The sequence below is a fragment of the Nocardiopsis dassonvillei subsp. dassonvillei DSM 43111 genome (assembly GCF_000092985.1).
GTDB classification, from domain to species: Bacteria; Actinomycetota; Actinomycetes; order Streptosporangiales; family Streptosporangiaceae; genus Nocardiopsis; species Nocardiopsis dassonvillei.
Genome location: NC_014211.1, coordinates 137,578 through 157,570 on the forward strand (window position 1 = coordinate 137,578; position 19,993 = coordinate 157,570).

The window sequence follows — 19,993 nt, forward strand, 5'->3', positions numbered from 1 at the left end:
GTACACGCAAAACCGCAATACTACGGCGCATGGCGTCAAGTACCGGACAACCAGGAGCCGTCAGCCGCGAGACCTACTGGAAGCGGCGAGCCTTCGTGCTGGCCGGGGCCCTGTTGTTGCTCGCGCTCATCGCGTACGCCTGCCGTCCCTCCGGGGAGGAGAGCGGCGAGCCGACCCGCTCGGACGCGGGCATCGAGGCCTCCCCCAGTGTCTCACCCACCGAGCCCTCCGCGGACGCGAGCGAGGAACCCGAGGCCGATCCCTCCGAGGGGGCACGGGAGAGCGCCGACCCCTCCGAGGACGCTGAGGACTCCGGCGGCTCCGCGGCCGGCGACGGCGGCTCCGCCGAGGGCGGGGAGGGCGGCGAGGTGCCCGCTCCGGAGCGCCCCGAGGACGCCTGCCGCCCGCAGGACATCGTGGTGACCTTCGAGTACGCGGAGGAGGACCAGGAGGTCTACGGGGCCGGCGCCAACCCGGGCTTCAAGATCACCGTGGTCAACACCGCCGAACAGACCTGCACCGTGGACGTGGGCGGCGAGGCCATGGAGATCCGCATCCACTCGGGCGACGACCGGATCTTCTCCACCGCCGACTGCGCGGAGAACAAGAGCGCGGAGAAGCGCCAGATCAGCAGGGGCGTCCCGCACGAGTACACGTTCACCTGGGAGCGGATGCGCTCCTTCGAGGACTGCCGCGGCACCGAAGCCTCGGCGCAGCCCGGCTGGTACCGGGCCAACCTGCACGGGGACTACGCCGGGGACCAGCCCGAGCTCCCCTTCCAGCTCAAGGCCTGAGCCGCCGCGCACCGCGGGCCGGGGGCGACGCACACCCCGGCCCGCGGTGGCGGTTGCGCGGTGCGGCGAACCCCTTTACGCCATGGGAGTCTGAGGATACTCTTTCCGCAGTTGGGAGCGCTCCCAAGCGGGCGCTCCTCCGGGGGTGCCCGCTCTCGTCTTAAGGAGTCCCCACGTGAAGGACCTCCTCGTACGGACCGCGGCCCCGGTCGCGGCGCCCGCCGCCCCCGCCCGGGCCGACGGTGGCATGGCGGAGGGAGGCGGGACGCGACGATGCGCTACCGCGGACCGGCGGAACTGACGGTCGTCCGCCACGGGCAGAGCGCGTTCAACGCCGCCCTGGCCGCCGCCGCGCGCGGCGGCGGGCGCCTGGACGCGGCGGACCTGCCCGCGCGCAACGCCGACGTGGACCTCACCCCGCTGGGCGTGCGCCAGGCCCGCGCCGTGGGCTCGGGCTGGCTGGCGTCCCTGCCCGGCGACCGGCGGCCCGGCGTCGTGTTCTCCTCCACCTACCTGCGCGCCCGCCGCACCGCCGCACTGGCGCTGGAGGCGGCCGGGCTGGTCCTGCCCGTGCACCTGGACGAGCGGCTGCGCGACTACGACGGCGGCCCCTTCACGTTCATGACCCCGGCCATGGTCGAGGAGTACGACCCCGAGGAGGCGCCCCGGCGCCTGGCCGACCGGATGCACCACCGGCCCGAGCGCGGCGAGTCCCTGGCCGACGTCCTGCTGCGGCTGCGCTCGTTCCTGCGGGACCTGTGCGCGGAGTACCCGGGCGAGCGGGTGCTGCTGTTCGCCCACGAGCCCGTCGTGGTCCTGCTCCGGGGGATCCTGGAGGACCTGGAGGAGGACGAGGTGTGGCGGACGAGCCGACGGGAGCCCGCGGCGGCGGCCTCGGTCAGCCGCTGGACGGCCGACGCCGGGGGAGACCTGCGGCCCGACGGCTACGGAGCCGTGGGGCACCTGTCGGGGGTGTCGGCGGGGGAGTGACGGGGATTCCGACATAACCGCGCATTCTCTGCTTTTCGCCCGGCATTCGGGTCTGGCCGCAACCCCGGCGCAGGGAAATTCCGGCGACCTCGCGGAAAAGCGACAGCTTCGCGTAATGGTTCGATTACCATCCGTGCTGTCTGGAATCCGCACGTCCCTGGAGGCTGTCGTGAATCGCATCGTCCCGGCCCTGGCCGCCGCTCCCGTCCTCGCCCTGGCGCTCGCCGCGCCCGCGCACGCCGCCGAGGCGGCGCAGACCGGTGAGAGCGGCTACATCCTGCGCGTCCACGGCCTCACCACCGGCGAGACGCGTGAGGTCACCCTGGTGTGCTCCCCCGTCGCCGCGGGCACGCACCCCAGAGCCGCCGAGGCCTGCGAGGCCATCGCCGAAGCCGGTTCGCTGGCGGCGGTCGAGGGTCAGGAGCGGCCCTGCACGTTCATCTACGACCCGGTGGTCGCCGTGGCCTACGGCACCGAGGACTACCGCGAGGAGTTCTCCAACGAGTGCGTACTCCTGAGCGAGAAGGGTGTGGTCTTCGACTTCTGACGCGCCGGTTCGCAGGGGATCCGCGCTCAGTCCCCGTCACGGGGGGCGCGGGCCCGCCGCGACCGCCGGGCCACCCGGCTCAGGGCCTCGCTCAGCTCCTCCACCTCGTGGACGCGGATGCCCGGCACCGGGTCGCCGAAGTGCTTGGGCACGACCGCCTCGGTGAAGCCGAGCCGCTGCGCCTCCGCCACCCGGCGCCGCACGCCGCTCACGGTGCGCACGTCGCCCGCCAGGCCCACCTCGCCGATCGCGATGAAGCCGACGGGCAGCGCGACGTCGTTGTTGGAGCTGGCCGCCGCCATGGCCAGCGCCAGGTCCACGGCGGGCTCGGTCAGCTTCACACCGCCCACGGTGGAGGCGTACACGTCCATGTTGGCCAGCTTCATGCCCGTGCGCTTCTCCAGCACCGCCAGGATCATGTTCACCCGCGAGGTGTCCAGGCCCGAGGTGGCCCGGCGCGGCGCGGGCAGCGGGGTCGGCGCGACCAGGGCCTGGACCTCGGTGATGAGCGGCCGCCGCCCCTCCAGGGTGACGGTGACGCACGTGCCCGGCACCGGGTCGGTGCGCTCGGTGAGGAACAGCCCGCTCGGGTCGGGCAGGCCGACGATGCCGGACTCGGTCAGCTCGAAGCAGCCGATCTCGTCGGTGGGCCCGTAGCGGTTCTTGACCGCGCGCAGCAGCCGCAGCTGGGAGTGGCGCTCGCCCTCGAAGTGCAGCACCACGTCCACCAGGTGCTCCAGCATCCGCGGACCGGCGATGGACCCGTCCTTGGTGACGTGTCCGACGAGCACGGTGGCGATCCCCCGCTCCTTGGCGATCTGGATCAGCGCGCCGGTCACCTGGCGGATCTGGGTGACGCCGCCCGGGACGCCGCTGGCGTCGGGGGAGACCATGGTCTGCACCGAGTCCACGATGAGCAGCCGGGGGCCGACCGCGTCCACGTGGCTGGCCAGGGCGGCGATGGAGGTCTCGGCGGCCAGGTAGAGCTTGTCGGAGAGCGCGCCGAGCCGCTCGGCGCGCAGCCGCACCTGCCCGGCCGACTCCTCCCCGGTCACGTACAGCACGGGGCCCTCGGCCGCGCGCATCGCGGCGACCTCCAGCAGGAGGGTGGACTTGCCCACGCCGGGCTCACCGGCGAGCAGCACCACGCCGCCCGGGACCGCGCCGCCGCCCAGGACCCGGTCGAGCTCGTCGACGCCGGTGGGGACGGCCTCGGCGCTCTCCACGCTGATCTCGGTGATGGGCCGGGCCCGGGAGGTGACGGGCGCGGGCGCGACGGCGGAGGGCGCGGGGGCGCCCGCCTCCTCGACCGTGCCCCAGGCCTGGCACTCGCCGCAGCGGCCCACCCACTTGAGGGTGCTCCATCCGCACTCCGCGCACCGGAACGTGGTCTTCGCTGCCTTCGCCATGGTGGCCACGCTAGCGGCTTCCTGGGACAACTCCGCCGAGAGGAGTAAAGGGACCTTTCGGAGACACATGAAAGTTACCTACGAGTTAGGCGCCTTATCCCGTAGGTCGTGTTAAAGAATTCCTAGGGTCCGACAGCTCCAACGCCCCCGCTCCATGGAGAGGAAACCCGCGTGCCCCGTACATCCGCCACCGCCGCGCCCCGATCCCCGCGCCGTGCCCTGGTTCCCGTGGCCGTCGCCGCGCTGAGCGCGTCCCTGGTCGCCGCGCCCGCCGCCGCCGAGACCGCGCAGGCGCCCGCCTTCGACAGTTACGTCTCCCTCGGCGACTCCTTCGTCGCCGGACCGCTCATCCGGGAGGAGAGGGTCAGCAGCAGCATGCCGCTGCTGGGCTGCCTGCGCACGTCCAACAACTACCCCACGATGCTCGCCGAGCGGATGGGCGTCACCGACTTCACGGACGCCAGCTGCTCGGGCGCGGTCGTCAACGACCTCTACGAGCCGCAGTTCGACGACACGCCGCCCCAGCTCGACGCCCTGACGCCGGAGACCGACCTGGTCACGGTCGGGATCGCGGGCAACGACTTCGGCTTCTCCGAGGTGCTCCTGGAGTGCGCCAAGCAGAGTCTGAGCAACCCGCTGGGCGACCCGTGCGCCGAGCACTACGGCGACGAACTCGACCAGCGCATCGAGGACCTGCGGCCGGAGGTCGCGGGGGTCTACGCCGACATCGCCGAGCGCAGCCCCGACGCCACGGTCCTGGCCGTGGGCTACCTCCAGATCCTGCCCGAGAGCAGGGGCTGCTGGCCGAGCACGCCCATCGCGTGGGGCGACGTGCCCTTCCTGGACCGGGCGCAGACCGCGCTGAACGCGATGATCGCCGAGGAGGCCGAGGCCCAGGGCGCGGTCTACGTGGACGTCTTCGAGCGCGGCCACGACGTCTGCCAGTCCTCCGACACCCGCTGGGTGGAGGGCCTGATCCCCGAGAACGGGGCCCCGGTGCACCCGAACTACCTCGGTATGCAGGCCACGGCCGACTTCGTGGGAGCCGAGCTGGGGGTCCCCGCGCCCGTGGACGACGCCGCGTAACCCGGGGTGACCGGCCGCCGAGGAGGGGAGTCCGTTCAGTGGTGACCTGAGTGCTTTCGTCCCCCGAAGGTCAAGGACTCTTTACCGTCTTTGGCGGCCGATCGTGCTACGGAGAGTGACATATCGCGTGGTCTGTGTGACGAATGGTGAGGGCGTCGCGACGGGGAGATCCGCGTCACAGTGACGTGGGCGCCGCGACGCTCCGAGCGAGAGCGGGAGAACCACCGTCATGCGAATACCGCGACACCACGAGCAAACGCAGGCCTGCCGTCCCACGGATCCGGGGCGGCAGGCCTCGCCCGTTCCTCCGCGCCGCGGCGGGCGCGCGCTCGCCGTCGCCGCGCTCACCGCGGCCGCCCTGGCCGCCGGTACGGCGCCCGCGCTCGCCCAGCCGGTCCAGCATCCGCAGCCGGTGCGACCGGCGCAGCAGGCCGCGCCCACCGCGCAGGACTCAGCCGGACCCCGGCGCGTCCACATGTCGCTGTCCAGGTCGACGGTGGAGGACGCCATCGACGCCGCCGAGTCCAAGAAGGGCACCCCTTACCGCTGGGGAGGCACCGGCCCCAACGGCTTCGACTGCTCGGGACTCGTCCAGTGGGCCTACAAGCAGGCCGGGGTTGACCTGCCCCGCATCGCCCACGACCAGGTCGGCGCCGGGACCCGGGTCTCCTACTCCAACGCCCGCAGGGGCGACATCCTGTACTGGGCCGACAGCGGCGGATACGCCTACCACGTCGCCATCTACCTCGGTGGCGGGCGCATGATCGACGCGCCGAACTCGGGGGACCACGTCCGCGAGCGGGACGTCCACAAGCACGGTCTCGCAGGCGCCGTACGGCTGTGAGACGGGCGGGCCTCGCGCGGCGCGCTGACGGCCCCCACACACGCCGGGGAGTGAACCCGGCCGGGCCCGACCGCCCCGACGACGTGGCGGTCGGCAACCACGAACCAGGGCTCCGCGGGTGCACCCGCGGGCCCTCCCACCACCGCCGCGCGACCGCGACCCGCACCCTCCGTGGGGGAGGGCGTGGGGAGAACGGCACGCCGCGTTCACGCGGGCGGTACGCACACGAGGGGTGTTAGCGCATACTCTGGTTGGCGTGAGCCCTATCCAGGTCCCAGACGCGCCCGTCGTCCTGTCGTCGGCGTCGGTCTACCCGGAGAAGACCCCGGCCGCCTTCGAGATCGCCGCGAAGCTGGGGTACGACGGCGTGGAGGTGCTCGTCTCCTCCGATCCGGCAAGCCAGGACATCGACCTCCTACGGCGCCTCTCGGACTACCACCAGATCCCCGTCACCGCGGTCCACTCACCCTGCCTGGTCCTGACCCAGCGGGTGTGGGGCAGGGAGCCCTGGGGCAAACTCGTCCGCTCCAAGGAGATGGCCGAGGCCCTGGGCGCCAAGACGATCGTGGTGCACCCCGCCTTCCGATGGCAGCGCGACTACGCCCGCGAGTTCGAGACCGGTATCTCCCGCATGCAGGACGAGACCGACGTCGTCTTCGCCGTGGAGAACATGTACCCGGTGCGCGTGCGCGACCGCGAGGTCGTCCCCTACGCGCCGAGCTGGAACCCGCTCGACCGCGACTACCCCGACGTCACGCTCGACCTGTCGCACACCGCCATGTCCGGCTCCGACGCCATGGACATGGCCAAGCGCCTGGGCGACCGCCTCTCCCACATCCACGTGGCCGACGGCATCGGCGGCCAGAACCTCGACGAGCACCTCATCCCCGGGCGCGGACGCCAGCCGGTGGGCGAACTGCTGGAGTACCTGGCCGGGAACGGCTTCGAGGGCCAGCTGGTCCTTGAGGTCAGCACCCGCAAGGCCCCCGACCGCCAGGCGCGCATGCGCGAGCTGGCCGAGGCCCTGGCCTTCACCCGGCTGCACTTCGCCCGCACCGCGGGCCCCGGCGACCGGCCGCGCGACCGCCGCGAGCGCATCGCGCTGCTGCGCCGCGCCCCCTCGGCGCCGCCCCGCCGCTTCGCGGTCGACGAGGGCGGCACCGTGGACGACAAGGGCACCGTCGACCCCGAGTGAGGGCCGGGTGTCCACGGAGTGGGATCCGGTGTCCACGCGGGGTCACCGGTGCCGTTAGCGTGGGGGCATCCGCAGGAAGGACCTTCATGATCGCCATCATCGGTGCCGGGAAGATGGGCGAGGCTCTGCTCGCCGGAATGCTGGCCACGGGCCACGCGCCGGAGGACGTCCTCGTCACCGAGCCGCGCGAGGAGCACGCCGGGGAGCTGCGCGCCCGCTACGGGATCGAGGTGGTCCCGGCCGCGGACGCCGCCAAGCGCGCCGACACCCTCCTGCTCGCGCTCAAGCCCCAGGACATGGTGGCGCTGCTGGACGACCTGGCGCCGCGCCTGTCCTCCTCCTGCCTCGTGATCTCCGTCGCGGCCGGGATCACCACCGCCGTGCTGGAGGAGCACCTGCCCTCCGGGACCCCCGTCGTCCGGGCGATGCCCAACACGCCCGCCCTGATGGGGCAGGGGATGACCGCGATCGCGGGCGGCGCCCACACCGGTGAGGCCCACCTGGACCGCGCCGAGGCGCTGCTGGGCACGGTCGGCGATGTCATCCGCGTGGGCGAGCAGCACATGGACACCGTCACCGCCATCTCCGGCAGCGGCCCCGCCTACTTCTACTTCATCGCCGAGACGATGATCGAGGCCGGTGTGGCGATGGGGATGCCGCGCGCCACCGCGCAGAAGCTGGTCGGCCAGACCATCACCGGCGCCGCCGCGATGCTCAACGGCTCGGGCGAGCACCCGGTCGTGCTGCGCGAGGCCGTCACCTCGCCGGGCGGCACCACCGCCGCCGCGCTGCGCGAGCTGGAGCGGCACGGCGTGCGCACGGCCTTCACCGACGCCATCGAGGCGGCCAGGGACCGCAGCAACGCGCTCTCCGGAAGCTGACGAGGCCCTGGGGCCGGGTGAAGCGTGCCGTCGGGGCCGTTCCGCCCGGAGGCGGGACGGAGCGCGGGCTGGCGCCGCGCCTCCTCGGGGGTCCTGGAGCGGACCGGTGACGGCGGCCCGGCACCCGCGGGTGCCGGGCCGCCGTCACCGGCCGGTCGGGGCCACCGTTCCGGTGGAGGCCCCGGGCCCGCCCCGCCGCGGGAAGATGGCCGGAAGCGGCCCGTCCTGGGGGGTCCGATGTCGGGGGACCTGGGTAGTGTCTTCGGTGAAGGGTGTACACGGCCCCCTCGGTCCCGTACGCGCGGGATCTCCCCCATCTCCTGATTCCAGGGTCCTCCATGACTTCTCCCCCTCCCCCGCCCGACCCTTCCCAGCCGCCCGGCGGAGGCTTCCCGCCTCCGGGGCCCACGCCTTCCGGCCCGACCGGCGCCAACCCCGCGGGGGGCGGCCCCGCCCAGGGCGGTCCGACCGGCGCCAACCCGGCTGGAGGGGCCTTCCACGGCGGTGCGCCGACCGGCGGTAGGCCCGCCGGGGACGCGCCCAGCGGGGGCACACCCGCGAGCGGGATGTACTCGGGCGGTGCGCCCGGCCCGCCTCCGGGCGGTATGCCCTTCACGGGGCCTCCTCCCGGCGGCAGGCCGCCCGGCATGATGCCGCCCCCGGGCGGGACGCCGCAGGGCGGCCCGCCTCCCCTGGGACCTCCCCCCGGCGGTATGCCCCCCGGCGGTCCGCCGCCGATGGGGCCCCCTCCCGGTGGCATGCCCCCCGGCGGGCCTCCTCCGGGTCAGTTCGGCCCGCCGCCGCCCCCGAGGCCGCCCAGGCTCGGCCTGTTCTCCTCCCCGTCCGCGCTGCGCACCTCGCTGCTCAACGCCTCGGGCATGGGAGCCGGGTACGTCTACCTGCGCCAGTGGCCGTTCTTCGCCGCCGCGCTCATCATCACCCTCGGCCTGCTGGTCACCGCCGCCGTCCTCGGCGCAGCCGACAACCTCCTCCTGTGGGCGTCGATCCTCGTGGCCTGGTTCGCCGCCGCGGCCGTGCACGGCCTGTTCGCGGGGCGCGCCCGCGACGAGCGCCTGCTCGGCGGGGGGGAACAGCCCTCCAAGCGGGCGCTGCCCCTCCTCACCGCCGCCGGACTGGCGCTCGCCCTGATGGCGACCCTCACCGGCGTGTGGCAGGCGGGGGAGTGGCGGCTGCGCGTCGCCGACGCGGCCCACGCCCGCGGCGAGTGCGCGACCTCCGAGGCGGTCGCCGCCTACGGGAGCGTGGAGGACCTCTTCCAGCTCTCCTTCTCCCCGTCGCTCATGTCGCGCGCCCGCGCTGGCGCCGAGGCCTGCGCACTCCTGGACCTGGCCCAGTCCGACGTGGCCGAAGAGGCGTACGCGCAGGCCCTGGACTCCTACGCCGCCTACTTCGAGCACCCCGCCGCCCGCTGGGAGGACACCGACGGCGAGGTCGCCGACATCCACCTCTCCTACGCCGCCGACCTGGTGGCCTCGGCCGAGGAGGACTTCGACGGCGAGGTCACCGACGGGTACCGCGAGAGCATGCGGCGGGCGCACGAGATCTACACCGTGATCCCGGCGGACTACGAGGGCACCGAGGCCGCGGGCCAGGTCCCCACCGCCCTCACCGAGCTCTACGACACCGGCACCGCCGAGTACGCCGCCGAGAACTGGTGCGCGGGCTTCGACCAGATCGACATGTTCTCCGACCTGGCCTGGGACACCGTCCCCGAGGTCGCCGAGCGCATCACCACCGAGCGCCCCGACGCCGCCTTCAACTGCGGCTGGGACAGCGTGGACGGCGGATCGCTCGACACCGCCGACGAGATGGTCGCCCTCCTGGAGGCGGAGTACCCCGACCACGAGACCGACGAGGTCGAGCGGATGGTCACCCACATCGGCGCCGGGCGCATCGAGGAGAGGATGGACGCCATGACCTCGCTCGGCGAGGTCGACTTCGCGCCCGCCCCCACCGGCAGCTCCGGCAGTGACAAGAGCGTCCTGGAGATCACCAACAACACCCCGTACGAGATGCAGTTCCTCTACGTCGGGCCGGACGCCGTCCACGAGGAGATCATCACCCCCGCGTGCGAGGACTGCGAGGTCTACAGCTCGCCGCCCTCGGGCAACTCCTGCTTCGACGACGGCGACGTCATGCGCGTCGAACTCGAACCGGGCGAGTACCGGGTGCTGCTCACCTCGAAGGACTCGCTCTTCGGGGCGGCACCCCTGCACGGCACCGTCGACCTCTCCGGCGGCGACCTGTACGAGTCCTGCTACTTCGTCACCGAGTAGCCGGGGTCCGGACGCCGCGGTCCGGCACGGGGGCCGCTCCCCGTGCCGGACCGGGCAGCCAACCCCGGGGTTCGTCCACGCGTGCGGTTGTGCGTACTGTGTGCTTCGGAGCACGCACACCTGAAACGGGGGTCACCACATGGGAGGGCGCACGTCCTGCTCGCTTCGGGTGGCATGGGACGACGGACTCACGGCCTACGACTTCGGTCCGCAGCACCCGATGGCGCCGATACGCGTCGAGCTGACCATGGCGCTCAGCCGCGAACTCGGCGTGCTGGACGCGCCGGGGGTCGGACTCCTGGACGTCGAACCCGCCTCGGACGAACTCCTGTCCCTCGTGCACGACCCCGCCTACATCGAGGCGGTCAAGCGCGCGGGCCGCACGCTGGAGCCCGACGACGCCCACATGCTGGGCACCTCCGACAACCCCGTCTTCAAGGACATGCACGACGCCGCCGCGCTCATCTCCGGCGCGTCCGTGGCCGCCGCGCGGGCGGTCTGGAGCGGGGAGACCGCGCACGCGGCCAACATCGCGGGCGGCCTGCACCACGCCATGCGCGGCAACGCCTGGGGCTTCTGCGTCTACAACGACCCCGCCCTGGCCATCGCCTGGCTGCTGGAGCAGGGGGCCAAGCGCGTCGCCTACGTGGACGTGGACGTCCACCACGGCGACGGCGTCCAGAACGCCTTCTACAACGACCCGCGCGTGCTCACCATCAGCCTCCACGAGTCCCCGGCGACCCTGTTCCCCGGCACCGGCCAGGCCTCCGAGACCGGCGGCCCGGACGCCGAGGGGTACGCGGTCAACGTCGCCCTGCCCGCGGGCACCGGCGACAACGGCTGGCACCGCGCCTTCGACGCCGTCGTGCCGCCGCTGCTGCACGAGTTCCAGCCCGAGATCCTGGTGACCCAGCAGGGCTGCGACACCCACGCCCTGGACCCGCTCGCCAACCTCACCCTGAGCGTGGACGGCCAGCGCCGGGCCTACGCCGAGCTGCACGAGCTGGCCCGCAAGACGGCGGGCGGCCGCTGGCTGCTGTTCGGCGGCGGCGGGTACGGGCTGGTCCACGTCGTCCCCCGCGCCTGGACCCACCTGCTGGGCGAGGCCGCGGGCCGTCCCATCGACCCCGACACCGAGACCCCGCAGGGCTGGCGCGACTTCGTGCGCCAGCGCACGGGGGAGCTGGCGCCGCTGTACATGACCGACGGGCGCGAGGTCGTCTTCGACCACTTCGTGGACGGCTACGACCCGGGCGACCCGGTGGACCGGGCCATCCACGCGACCCGGACCGCGGTCTTCCCCAGCCACGGGATCGACCCGAGCCTGTAGGGGGCGGCCCTTCCGCGTCGTCGCGGTCCGGGCCGCCGGTCCGGTGCCGGCAGGGATTCACGGGGCGCCGGGCGGCTCACGGAACGGCTCCCATAACACCCCGGTGTCGACCGGCGTGAATTCCGGAGGAGCCGCGCGTGTCGCGTCCGAAGCGGGTAGGACAGAGGTTGAATACCGGGCGAACAGGAGCAGGCGCCGTGGTGGCCGCCCAGCGTGGCGCACGCTCGCTGCGCAGACGAGGAAGGGGAGCGCCAGGTGACGCCGCCGACACGCGCTGAACTGATCACCTATCTGGTGCGCACGGGAATCGCCGGGCACGTCGACACCCCGCGCCAGAACAACCTGCGGCACTACCGGCGGCTCGTCCAGAAGGACCCCTACCACCAGTTCGGTCTCACCTTCTCCCACGACTGGACCTACTCCGAGGTCCTGGCGCTGATGAGCAAGCGCTGCGGCGTGGTGGCCGACGAGGAGTACGTGTGGGGGATCGACACCATCGACCCCGACCTGACCATCGACGCCCTGGAGGCCTTCGCCGACCGGCTGGCCCTGGCCGCCGAGCGCCGGGAACGGGTCCTGTTCGCCACCGGCCACCCGCGCAACCTCCGCGAGACCTACCGCGCCTGGAAGGACGCCCTCGCCGAGCGCGGGTGCCAGGTTCTCACCGCTGGTGGCGGCTATTCCTACGAAGTGACCACGGAGCGTCCCCCGAACCGGCGGATCGTGGTGTGGGAGGACGACATCGCCATCGTCACGGACGGTCGCCTCGCCCGCCACAGCCACCACCCCTTCGCCATGCGTGCCATCCTCGCGGACCTCGCGGACCGCGGTGAGGCATGGCCGCAGTTGGTCATCGCCGACCACGGGTTCGCGGGTGCGGCGGGTGAGGCGGGAGTGCCCGCGATGGGCTTCGCCGACTGCAACGACCCCGCCCTCTTCCTCGCCGAGGCCGAAGGGAAACTACTGGTCACGGTGCCTTTGGACGACGGTTACCTGACCGAGGACTACGCCCCTCTGCGCGAATACGTTCTCGCCCGGGCCGGTCTCCTGTGAGCAGGGGGAGACCATTTATACCCACCGTTAAACCTCATCCGACCCGCCATCAACACATAGCGCCGAAGACAGGCCCAACGGCCTTTCGCTGAGGCGAACTCGGCTCTACTCTGAAAACGGACGTGTCAGTAGTGACAGCGTGACACGCTGGCATGGTTTGGGGCGGGTACACCGGGGTCGCCGCCGCACACCACGCCGGTCCCAAGGGTAGACAATGCTCACGTCCGGGAATGAGGGCGTCGAAAGATGAACGGGAGCAAGCCGCCTCTCGAAGAGGTCAGGTTCCTGACCGTGGCGGAGGTAGCCACGATCATGCGTGTGTCCAAGATGACCGTTTACCGAATGGTGCACTCGGGAGTTCTCCCCGCGATTCGCGTGGGGCGTTCCTACCGGGTCCCCGAGCGGGCCGTGCACGACTACCTCCGCGAGGCTTTCGTCGAGGCTGGTTGATCCAGGGCCCGGCCGACCGGGGCCGCCCCCCGGCCCCCGGTCAGCCGACACACCCGGGGGCGGTGACTGACGGACACCGCCCCCACCGGCGTCTCCACCCCCCTCCCGACGCGCGCCGTCCGGAGCGCCGCAGGGCCGTCCCCCACCCCCACCGGCCGCGGTTCCCCCTTGTGCCGGGGCGGCCGAACGGGTCCCAGGGCATCTACTACACTTTGTCGTTGTTGTAGTCCGCCCTGTTCACACCCCGTTCGCGAGGTCCCCTCGATGCCCAGCACCAGCACCGGTACGCGCCGAAGCCGTGCCGTGCCGCGCCTGGCGGCGGCCGGACTGGCCGCCGTACTCGCCCTGACCGGCTGTGCCGGGGGCAACGAGATCCAGGCCAGCGACGAGGAAAACCGCTTCATCTCCGGAGACGGCAGCGCCACCACCTTCGAGGCCGCCGAGCGCACCGAGGCCCCCGAGGTCACCGGCACCACCCTCGACGGCGAGGAGGTCTCCCTCGGCGACTACGAGGGCGGCATCGTCGTCCTCAACGTCTGGGCGAGCTGGTGCGGCCCCTGCCGCGCCGAGCAGCCGGTCCTGGACGAGGTGCACGCCGAGTACGCGGACCTGGGCGTGGACTTCCTCGGCGTGAACATCAAGGACGACGAGACGGCCGCGCGGTCCTACCAGGAGAGCATGGGCGTCCCCTACCCGAGCCTGTACGACCAGCCCGGCGCGGTGCCCCAGGCCTTCCGCGACACCGTGCCCCCGCGCTCCATCCCCAGCACGCTCGTCATCGACCCCGAGGGCCGCATCGCCGCCCGCGTCATCGGCCCGACCACCTACGGCCAGCTGACCGAGCTGCTCAACCCGCTGGTGGTCGAGTTCGACTTCGGCGACCCGGAGGAGCGCCCCCGCGTCGCGGAGCAGGAGGCCGGGCAGACGGCCTCCCCGGAGGAGGCCGACCCCTCGGCCGGGCCGTCGGACGCGCCGTCCGAGGCGGACCAGGGCTCCGGGGACGAGGGCTGATGGACCCCATCGGCACCACCGTCCTCACCGGCTCCCTGCTGGCCGCGATCCCGCTGGCCCTGGCCGCGGGCCTGGTCTCCTTCCTCTCGCCCTGCGTGCTCCCTCTCGTGCCCGGCTACCTGTCCTACGTGACCGGGATGAGCGGCACCCAGGTGCGCGAGCGCACCGCCTCGACCGCGGGGGGCGGCACCGCCACCGTCGCCGACGTCGACGCCGAACTGGCCTCCCGCCGCTGGACCATGGTCACGGGCAGCGTCCTGTTCATCGCCGGGTTCACCCTGGTGTTCGTCGCCGTCGGCGGCTTCATCGGCTGGCTCGGTGAGATCCTCATGGACTACACCGACCCCATCACACGGGTGCTCGGCGTCCTCACCGTCGTCCTGGGCCTGGCCTTCATGGGCGTCGTCCCGGGCTTCGGGCGCGAGTTCCGCTTCCACCGCCTGCCGCGCGCCGGACTGGCGGGCGCGCCCCTGCTCGGCGTCCTGTTCGGCCTGGGCTGGACCCCCTGCATCGGGCCGACCCTGGCCGCCGTGCAGACCCTCGCCTTCGTCGAGGGCGGCGCCGGACGCGGCATGCTGCTGTCCCTGGCCTACTGCGTCGGCCTCGGGCTGCCGTTCGTCCTGGCCTCCCTCCTCTACCGGCGCGCGCTGGGCACCTTCGACTGGCTCAAGCGCCGCACCCGCACGGTCACCGTGATCGGCGGGGCCATGCTCGTCCTGGTCGGCCTGGCGATGGTGACCGGCCTGTGGACGCAGCTGACCATCGCCATGCAGGGCTGGGCCGCCGACTTCCAGACGGTGATCTGATGAGTACGACCGCGAACGACCAAGGGGCCGGGACCGCCGCCCAGAACGGGGAGGGCGCCCGACCGCGCCCCAAGGGCCTGGGCGCGGTCGGCTGGCTGCGCTGGATCTGGCGCACCCTGACCTCGATGCGCACCGCCCTGATCCTGCTGTTCCTGCTGGCCGTCGGGGCCATCCCGGGCTCGATCCTGCCGCAGAACGTGGTGAGCGTCGACGAGGTCAACACCTACTTCCAGGAGAACCCCGAACTGGCGCCCTGGCTGGACCGGTTCTACCTCTTCGACGTGTTCTCCTCGCCCTGGTACGCGGCGATCTACCTGCTGCTGTTCGTCTCCCTGGCGGGCTGCGTGCTCCCCCGGGCGCTGGCGCACGCCCGCGCGGTGCGGGCCCGCCCGGTGCACACGCCCAAGAACCTGGGCCGGATGCCCTACGCCGCCGCGTTCACCACCGACGCCGACCCCGAGACGGTGCTGGAGCAGTCCCGCAGGGTCCTGCGGGGCTACCGGACCGAGCGCTACGGCGACTCCCTCTCCACCGAGACCGGCTACCTGCGCGAGGCCGGGAACGTCCTGTTCCACCTCGCCCTGCTGGGCCTGCTGCTCGCCCTGGCCGCCGGGTCCTTCCTCGGCTACCGCGGCAACATGCTCCTGGTGGAGGGCGACGGGTTCGCCAACACCCTGACCTCCTACGACGCGATCTACCCCGGGCACTGGACCGACACCGACTCCCTGGAACCCTTCTCCATCCACCTGGACGACTTCGAGGCCTCCTTCATCGAGGACGGCGGCCTGCGCGGCCAGGCCGAGTCCTACGTCGCCGACCTCACCTACAGGGAGGCGCCCGACGCGCCGCAGGAGCGGCACCGGCTGGAGGTCAACCACCCGTTGAGCGTGGCGGGCGTGCAGGTCTACCTGCTCGGCCACGGGTACGCGCCGGAGTTCGAGGTGCGCAACGCCGAGGGCGACCTGGTCTTCGACCAGGCGGTCCCCTTCCTGCACCGGGACACGGCCTCCTACACCTCCGACGGCGTGGTCAAGGTGCCCGACACCGGAGGCGAGCAGCTCGGCTTCGTCGGCGTGTTCCTGCCCAGCGCGGTGGAGACGCCCGAGGGGGAGATGGTCTCCAACTTTCCCGGGGCCCAGAACCCCCGGATCACCCTGGAGGGCTACCGGGGAGACCTGGGGCTGATCGACCCGCAGTCGGTCTACCAGCTGCGCACCGGCGGCATGGAGGAGCTGGGCAGCTCCCCCGTGATGGAGATCGGGGACACCTGGGAGCTGCCCGAGGGCGCCGGGTCGATCACCTTCTCCGGATACAAGGAGTACGTCAGCCTCCAGATGAACCGCGACGGCGCCCGGCTGCCCGCGCTGACCGCGGCCTCCCTGGCCGTCGCCGGGCTGATCGTCACCCTGTTCGTCCGCCCGCGCCGCGTGTGGGTGCGCGCGACCAGGGGCGGGGACGGCCGCACCCACGTGGAGCTGGCCGCCCTGGGCAAGACCGAGGCGGCCGGGAACAACGTGGAGTTCCACGAACTCACCACGGAACTCGCCGGACGGCTCCGGAGCCGGTCCGACGGGGAATCCGGCTCCGGACCGGACAGCCGTCCGACTGCCGGCCCGGACACCGACCCGGACCCCGCTCCGGGCTCCGACCCCCATCCGCCATCCGACCCGCCAGAGTCGACCACACAAGGGAGTGACCGGTGACGTACACACTCGCCGCACAGGTGGACGAGGTGATGACGTCAGTCAGTGACTCGTTGATCATCGCGATGATCGTCACGTACGCGGCTGCGCTGTTCCTCTTCGCCATCGAGGCCGCCTACGGAAAACGCACCAGGCTCAAGGCCGGTCGGCTCATGCCGGTCAACGCCGGTGCCGAGTCCGGCGCCGACGACGGCATCAAGGTCAACGTCCGCAGCACCGAGGTGGAGGCCAGGGCCTCCCAGAGCGTCCTGGGCAAGATCGCCCTGGGCGTGACGACGTTCGGCTTCGTGATGGGTGTCGCCCAGATCATCGCCCGCGGCCTGGCCGCCGGGCGCTGGCCCTGGGGCAACATGTTCGAGTTCGTCGTGGCCCTGTGCCTGGTCGCGGTGGGCGGTCTGCTCTTCGCCTCCTACCGGTACCAGGCGCGCTTCCTGGGCGCGTTCGTGCTGGTCCCGGTGCTCGTCCTGCTGGGCATCGGCGTCCGCTGGCTGTATGTGGACCCGGGCCCGCTCATCCCCGCCCTGCACTCGTACTGGGTGCCCATCCACGTGACCGCGACGATCATCGCGGGCGGCGCCTTCATGGTCTCCGGCGCGGCCGGCGTCACCTACCTCGTGGCGCACCGGGCCGAGGCCAGGCGCGCGCTGGGCGAGCGGGTGGCCGGTATCGCGGGCCGCCTGCCCAGCCCCGAGCTGCTGGACCGGATCTCCCACCGGTTCATCCTCTTCGCCTTCCCGCTGTGGACCTTCGGCATCATCGCCGGTTCCATCTGGGCCGACGAGGCCTGGGGCCGCTTCTGGGGCTGGGACCCCAAGGAGGTCTGGTCGTTCATCTCCTGGGTGATCTACGCGGCCTACCTGCACGCCCGGGCCACCGGCGGCTGGCGCGGACCCAAGGCCACGTGGATCAACGTGGTGGGCTTCGCGACCATCCTGTTCAACTTCTTCGCGGTGAACTACATGTTCAGCGGTCTGCACTCCTACGCCTGACCCCGACCCGCGAACGGGGCCCCGCCACGGCGGGGCCCCGTTCGCTTTGGGGCTCCGCTCCGCTTCGCCCGTGTCCGGGCGCCCGGACGTGTTCGCTTCTGGGCTCCGCGTCCTCCGTGTTCAGGCGGGCGGGGGAGCGGTGGACCCCCGCACGACCAGGCGGGTGTCCAGGGTGACGGTGCCGGGGGAGTCCCCGCTGCTGACGCGGTGCAGCAGCAGGTCGATGGCGGAGCGTCCGGCCGCGGCGGTGGGCATGTCGATGCTGGTCAGGTCGCAGTGCCGGGCGGTGTGGGTGTTGTCGACGCCGACGACGCTGAGGTCGCCGGGCACGGACGCGCCCAGGTCCCGCAGCTCCTGGACCAGACCGAGGGCGACCAGGTCGTTGTAGGCCAGGACGGCGGTGGCGCCGAGGTCCAGCACCTCCCGGGCGGCGGCCGCGCCGCCCTCCTCGGTGGGCTGGTTGGGTCCCACGCCGTGCAGGACCAGGCCGCGGCGCAGGGCGGCCTCCTCCGCCGCGCGCTCCAGGCGCTGGTTGGTCCACGACGCGCGCGGTCCGGTGAGCAGGGCGATCTCGCGGTGGCCGAGGGTGGCGAGGTGGTCCACGGCCTGCCCGGCGCCCGAGGCCACGTCCATGAGGACGGCTGGCAGCCCGGCGGGCTGGCGGTTGACCACAACGAAGGGCACGTCGGCGCTCAGCTCCGCGATCAGGCGGTTGCTCAGGCGCGGCGCGACCAGGAGCGCGCCGTCCACCTGGGTGGCCATGGAGCGGATCAGCTCCTCCTCCACGCGGGCCTGCTCGTCGGTGTCGGCGACGAACACGTGGTGGTCGCTGCGGCGGGCGTGGGCCTGCGCGGCCTTGATCAGGGGCGGGAAGAACGGGTTGGCGATGTCGGCGACGATCAGCCCCAGGTTGCCGGTGCGGCGGGTGGACAGGGCCCGCGCGGCGCGGTTGGGCCGGTAGCCCAGGGCGCTGGCGGCGGCGAGCACGCGGGTCCGGGTGTCGGCGTTGACCAGGTGCGCGGCGGAGAAGGTCCGGGAGACGGTGGAGACGTGCACCCCGCTCGCCAGGGCGACGTCCTTGATGGTCACGGCCACCCGTGGCCTCCTTCGGTGGGGAACGGCTCCGAGGTTACTGGCAAGCGGTTGTGGTTGACCAGTGCGTACTTTGAGGTTCGGTGCCTGGTTTTCCGGGGTTTTCCCGGGTGGGAGGGGTTGACGCCGGTCCGACTCCTGGGAGATGTTCATGCAACCGTTTGCAGTCCCCCCTGAGGAGAAGAAACATGCGCAGGCTCGCACTCCCTCTGAGCGCGGTGTTGGTGATGACCGCTGTCGCGCCCGTCCAGGCGGCGCCCGACGTGGGCAGGCAGGTCCTGCCCGAGGGCGACGGCTGGGCCTCGGCCGGAGGCGGGACGACGGGAGGCGCGGACGCCTCCCCGGAGAACGTCTTCCGCGTCTCCACGGCGCAGGAGTTCCGCGAGGCGGTGAGCGGGGACGAGCCCAAGATCGTCTACGTCGAGGGTCTCATCGACGCGAACACGGCGCCGGACGGCACGCCCCTGTCGTGCGGGGACTACGCCGTGGACGGCTACACGCTGGAGGGCTACCTGGCCGCCTACGACCCCGGGGTGTGGGGCTGGCAGGACCCCAGCGGCCCGCTGGAGGAGGCCCGCGAGGCCTCTGCCGACGCCCAGGCGGAGCGGATCCGGGTGGAGGTCGGCTCCAACACGACCGTGGTCGGGGCCGGGGACGGCGCCGAGATCACCGGGATGAGCATCCGGGTGGTCGGCGCGCGCAACGTCATCCTGCGCAACCTCACCCTGTCCGACACGCACGACTGCTTCCCCGGCTGGGACCCCGGCGACGGCGGCGAGGGCAACTGGAACTCCGAGTACGACCACCTGGAGGTCTCCGGCTCCACGAACGTGTGGATCGACCACAACACGTTCGACGACGGCGACAACCCGGGCTCGGAGCTGCCGGAGTACTTCGGACGCCGCTACGAGGTGCACGACGGCCTGCTGGACATCGTGCGCGCCAGCGACCTGGTGACGGTGTCGTACAACCACTTCGACGGCCGGGACAAGGCGATCCTGGTGGGCAACAGCGACGGCCGCACCACCGACCGCGGGTACCTGCGCACCACCTGGCACCACAACCACTTCGACAGCCTGGGCCAGCGCGCGCCCCGCGTGCGCTACGGGCAGGTGCACGTCTACAACAACCACTACACGGTGGCCACGGACCTGTACCAGTACAGCCTGGGGGTGGGCTTCGAGTCGCACCTGTACGCGGAGAACAACCTGTTCGACCTGCACGACGGCATCACGGCCGGGGAGATCGTCGGCAACTGGGGCGGCACCGACATCGTGGAGCACGGGAACGCGGTGATGGAGGACGGCCGCGGGCGCGTCACGGAGGTGGACCTGGTGCGGGCGCACAACGAGGCCTACCCCGACCAGGCGCTGGGCACCGACCTGACCTGGGTGCCGCAGTTCTCCACGCGGGTGGAGCCGGTGCACGCGGTCCGCGGCGTGCCGCGCGAGGCGGGCGCCGGGGTGCTCTGAGTTCGTCGCCCCCGGAGTGGTCGCGTACCCCGGGAGCCGGGCCC

18 protein-coding genes are annotated in these 19,993 nt (G+C 72.5%); 16 read left to right on the forward strand and 2 right to left on the reverse strand.

Annotated elements, in window-relative coordinates; all coding sequences use genetic code 11:
• Window positions 1-95 precede the first annotated feature (95 nt).
• The 3 genes from NDAS_RS24695 to NDAS_RS24705 all read left to right on the forward strand — a co-directional run bounded on the left by NDAS_RS24695 (window position 96) and on the right by NDAS_RS24705 (window position 2,331).
• Entirely contained in the window at window positions 96-794 is a 699-nt protein-coding gene (locus NDAS_RS24695; RefSeq protein ID WP_013155984.1) for a hypothetical protein, read from the forward strand.
• Window positions 795-1,067: 273 nt separating this feature from the next.
• Window positions 1,068-1,784 (forward strand): histidine phosphatase family protein, encoded by a 717-nt coding sequence (locus tag NDAS_RS24700; protein WP_013155985.1) that lies wholly within the window; start codon window positions 1,068-1,070, stop codon window positions 1,782-1,784.
• 169 nt (window positions 1,785-1,953) lie between these two features.
• Window positions 1,954-2,331, forward strand: a complete 378-nt coding sequence (locus NDAS_RS24705) for an SSI family serine proteinase inhibitor (protein ID WP_013155986.1) — start codon at window positions 1,954-1,956, stop codon at window positions 2,329-2,331.
• Between the two features lie 26 nt (window positions 2,332-2,357).
• Here the strand turns inward: NDAS_RS24705 and radA are convergent, their stop codons facing one another.
• The gene (gene radA / locus NDAS_RS24710; protein WP_041553496.1) at window positions 2,358-3,740 is read right to left on the reverse strand and encodes a DNA repair protein RadA; all 1,383 of its coding nucleotides are present in this window, start codon (window positions 3,738-3,740) and stop codon (window positions 2,358-2,360) included.
• Window positions 3,741-3,911: 171 nt separating this feature from the next.
• Between radA and NDAS_RS24715 the strand changes: the two genes are divergently transcribed.
• The 12 genes from NDAS_RS24715 to ccsB all read left to right on the forward strand — a co-directional run bounded on the left by NDAS_RS24715 (window position 3,912) and on the right by ccsB (window position 17,385).
• Window positions 3,912-4,826: an SGNH/GDSL hydrolase family protein gene (locus tag NDAS_RS24715; RefSeq protein ID WP_013155988.1), complete on the forward strand. Its 915-nt coding sequence runs from the start codon at window positions 3,912-3,914 to the stop codon at window positions 4,824-4,826.
• A gap of 229 nt (window positions 4,827-5,055) precedes the next feature.
• On the forward strand, window positions 5,056-5,670 hold the full coding sequence (locus NDAS_RS24720; protein WP_013155989.1) for a C40 family peptidase: 615 nt from the start codon (window positions 5,056-5,058) through the stop codon (window positions 5,668-5,670).
• A 256-nt stretch (window positions 5,671-5,926) separates the two neighbouring features.
• Window positions 5,927-6,865, forward strand: coding sequence for a sugar phosphate isomerase/epimerase family protein (locus tag NDAS_RS24725; RefSeq protein ID WP_013155990.1), 939 nt, complete (start codon window positions 5,927-5,929; stop codon window positions 6,863-6,865).
• Window positions 6,866-6,951: 86 nt separating this feature from the next.
• Window positions 6,952-7,746 carry a pyrroline-5-carboxylate reductase gene (proC, locus tag NDAS_RS24730; RefSeq protein ID WP_013155991.1) on the forward strand — a complete coding sequence of 265 codons (795 nt, stop codon included), beginning with the start codon at window positions 6,952-6,954 and terminating at the stop codon, window positions 7,744-7,746.
• A 758-nt stretch (window positions 7,747-8,504) separates the two neighbouring features.
• Entirely contained in the window at window positions 8,505-10,043 is a 1,539-nt protein-coding gene (locus NDAS_RS24735) for a hypothetical protein (protein WP_041553385.1), read from the forward strand.
• 169 nt (window positions 10,044-10,212) lie between these two features.
• Window positions 10,213-11,373 (forward strand): acetoin utilization protein AcuC, encoded by a 1,161-nt coding sequence (locus tag NDAS_RS24740; protein WP_019610438.1) that lies wholly within the window; start codon window positions 10,213-10,215, stop codon window positions 11,371-11,373.
• 255 nt (window positions 11,374-11,628) lie between these two features.
• Window positions 11,629-12,426 carry a phosphatase gene (locus NDAS_RS24745; RefSeq protein ID WP_013155994.1) on the forward strand — a complete coding sequence of 266 codons (798 nt, stop codon included), beginning with the start codon at window positions 11,629-11,631 and terminating at the stop codon, window positions 12,424-12,426.
• A 246-nt stretch (window positions 12,427-12,672) separates the two neighbouring features.
• Window positions 12,673-12,876, forward strand: a complete 204-nt coding sequence (locus NDAS_RS24750; RefSeq protein WP_013155995.1) for a helix-turn-helix domain-containing protein — start codon at window positions 12,673-12,675, stop codon at window positions 12,874-12,876.
• 303 nt (window positions 12,877-13,179) lie between these two features.
• On the forward strand, window positions 13,180-13,887 hold the full coding sequence (locus tag NDAS_RS24755; RefSeq protein WP_041553387.1) for a TlpA family protein disulfide reductase: 708 nt from the start codon (window positions 13,180-13,182) through the stop codon (window positions 13,885-13,887).
• A complete protein-coding gene (locus NDAS_RS24760; RefSeq protein WP_013155997.1) occupies window positions 13,887-14,693 on the forward strand; it encodes a cytochrome c biogenesis CcdA family protein in 807 nt (268 codons plus the stop codon). Before NDAS_RS24755 ends, NDAS_RS24760 begins: the two co-directional genes overlap by 1 nt.
• Entirely contained in the window at window positions 14,693-16,396 is a 1,704-nt protein-coding gene (resB, locus tag NDAS_RS24765) for a cytochrome c biogenesis protein ResB (protein WP_013155998.1), read from the forward strand. Before NDAS_RS24760 ends, resB begins: the two co-directional genes overlap by 1 nt.
• Window positions 16,393-17,385: a c-type cytochrome biogenesis protein CcsB gene (gene ccsB / locus NDAS_RS24770; protein ID WP_013155999.1), complete on the forward strand. Its 993-nt coding sequence runs from the start codon at window positions 16,393-16,395 to the stop codon at window positions 17,383-17,385. Before resB ends, ccsB begins: the two co-directional genes overlap by 4 nt.
• Window positions 17,386-17,505: 120 nt before the next feature.
• Here ccsB and NDAS_RS24775 read toward each other — a convergent pair whose 3' ends face one another.
• Entirely contained in the window at window positions 17,506-18,480 is a 975-nt protein-coding gene (locus NDAS_RS24775; protein ID WP_013156000.1) for a LacI family DNA-binding transcriptional regulator, read from the reverse strand.
• A gap of 185 nt (window positions 18,481-18,665) precedes the next feature.
• On the opposite strand from NDAS_RS24775, the gene NDAS_RS24780 reads away from it, so the two are divergent.
• Window positions 18,666-19,949 (forward strand): pectate lyase family protein, encoded by a 1,284-nt coding sequence (locus tag NDAS_RS24780; protein WP_013156001.1) that lies wholly within the window; start codon window positions 18,666-18,668, stop codon window positions 19,947-19,949.
• Window positions 19,950-19,993: the final 44 nt, after the last annotated feature.

Bases quoted from the DNA above. Each gene is read 5' to 3' on its own strand.
- NDAS_RS24700 (WP_013155985.1), top strand. From the start codon at position 1,068: ATGCGCTACCGCGGACCGGCGGAACTGACGGTCGTCCGCCACGGGCAG.
- radA (WP_041553496.1), bottom strand. From the start codon at position 3,740: ATGGCGAAGGCAGCGAAGACCACGTTCCGGTGCGCGGAGTGCGGATGG.
- NDAS_RS24720 (WP_013155989.1), top strand. From the start codon at position 5,056: ATGCGAATACCGCGACACCACGAGCAAACGCAGGCCTGCCGTCCCACG.
- proC (WP_013155991.1), top strand. From the start codon at position 6,952: ATGATCGCCATCATCGGTGCCGGGAAGATGGGCGAGGCTCTGCTCGCC.
- NDAS_RS24735 (WP_041553385.1), top strand. From the start codon at position 8,505: ATGCCCCCCGGCGGGCCTCCTCCGGGTCAGTTCGGCCCGCCGCCGCCC.
- NDAS_RS24750 (WP_013155995.1), top strand. From the start codon at position 12,673: ATGAACGGGAGCAAGCCGCCTCTCGAAGAGGTCAGGTTCCTGACCGTG.
- NDAS_RS24760 (WP_013155997.1), top strand. From the start codon at position 13,887: ATGGACCCCATCGGCACCACCGTCCTCACCGGCTCCCTGCTGGCCGCG.
- resB (WP_013155998.1), top strand. From the start codon at position 14,693: ATGAGTACGACCGCGAACGACCAAGGGGCCGGGACCGCCGCCCAGAAC.
- NDAS_RS24780 (WP_013156001.1), top strand. From the start codon at position 18,666: ATGCGCAGGCTCGCACTCCCTCTGAGCGCGGTGTTGGTGATGACCGCT.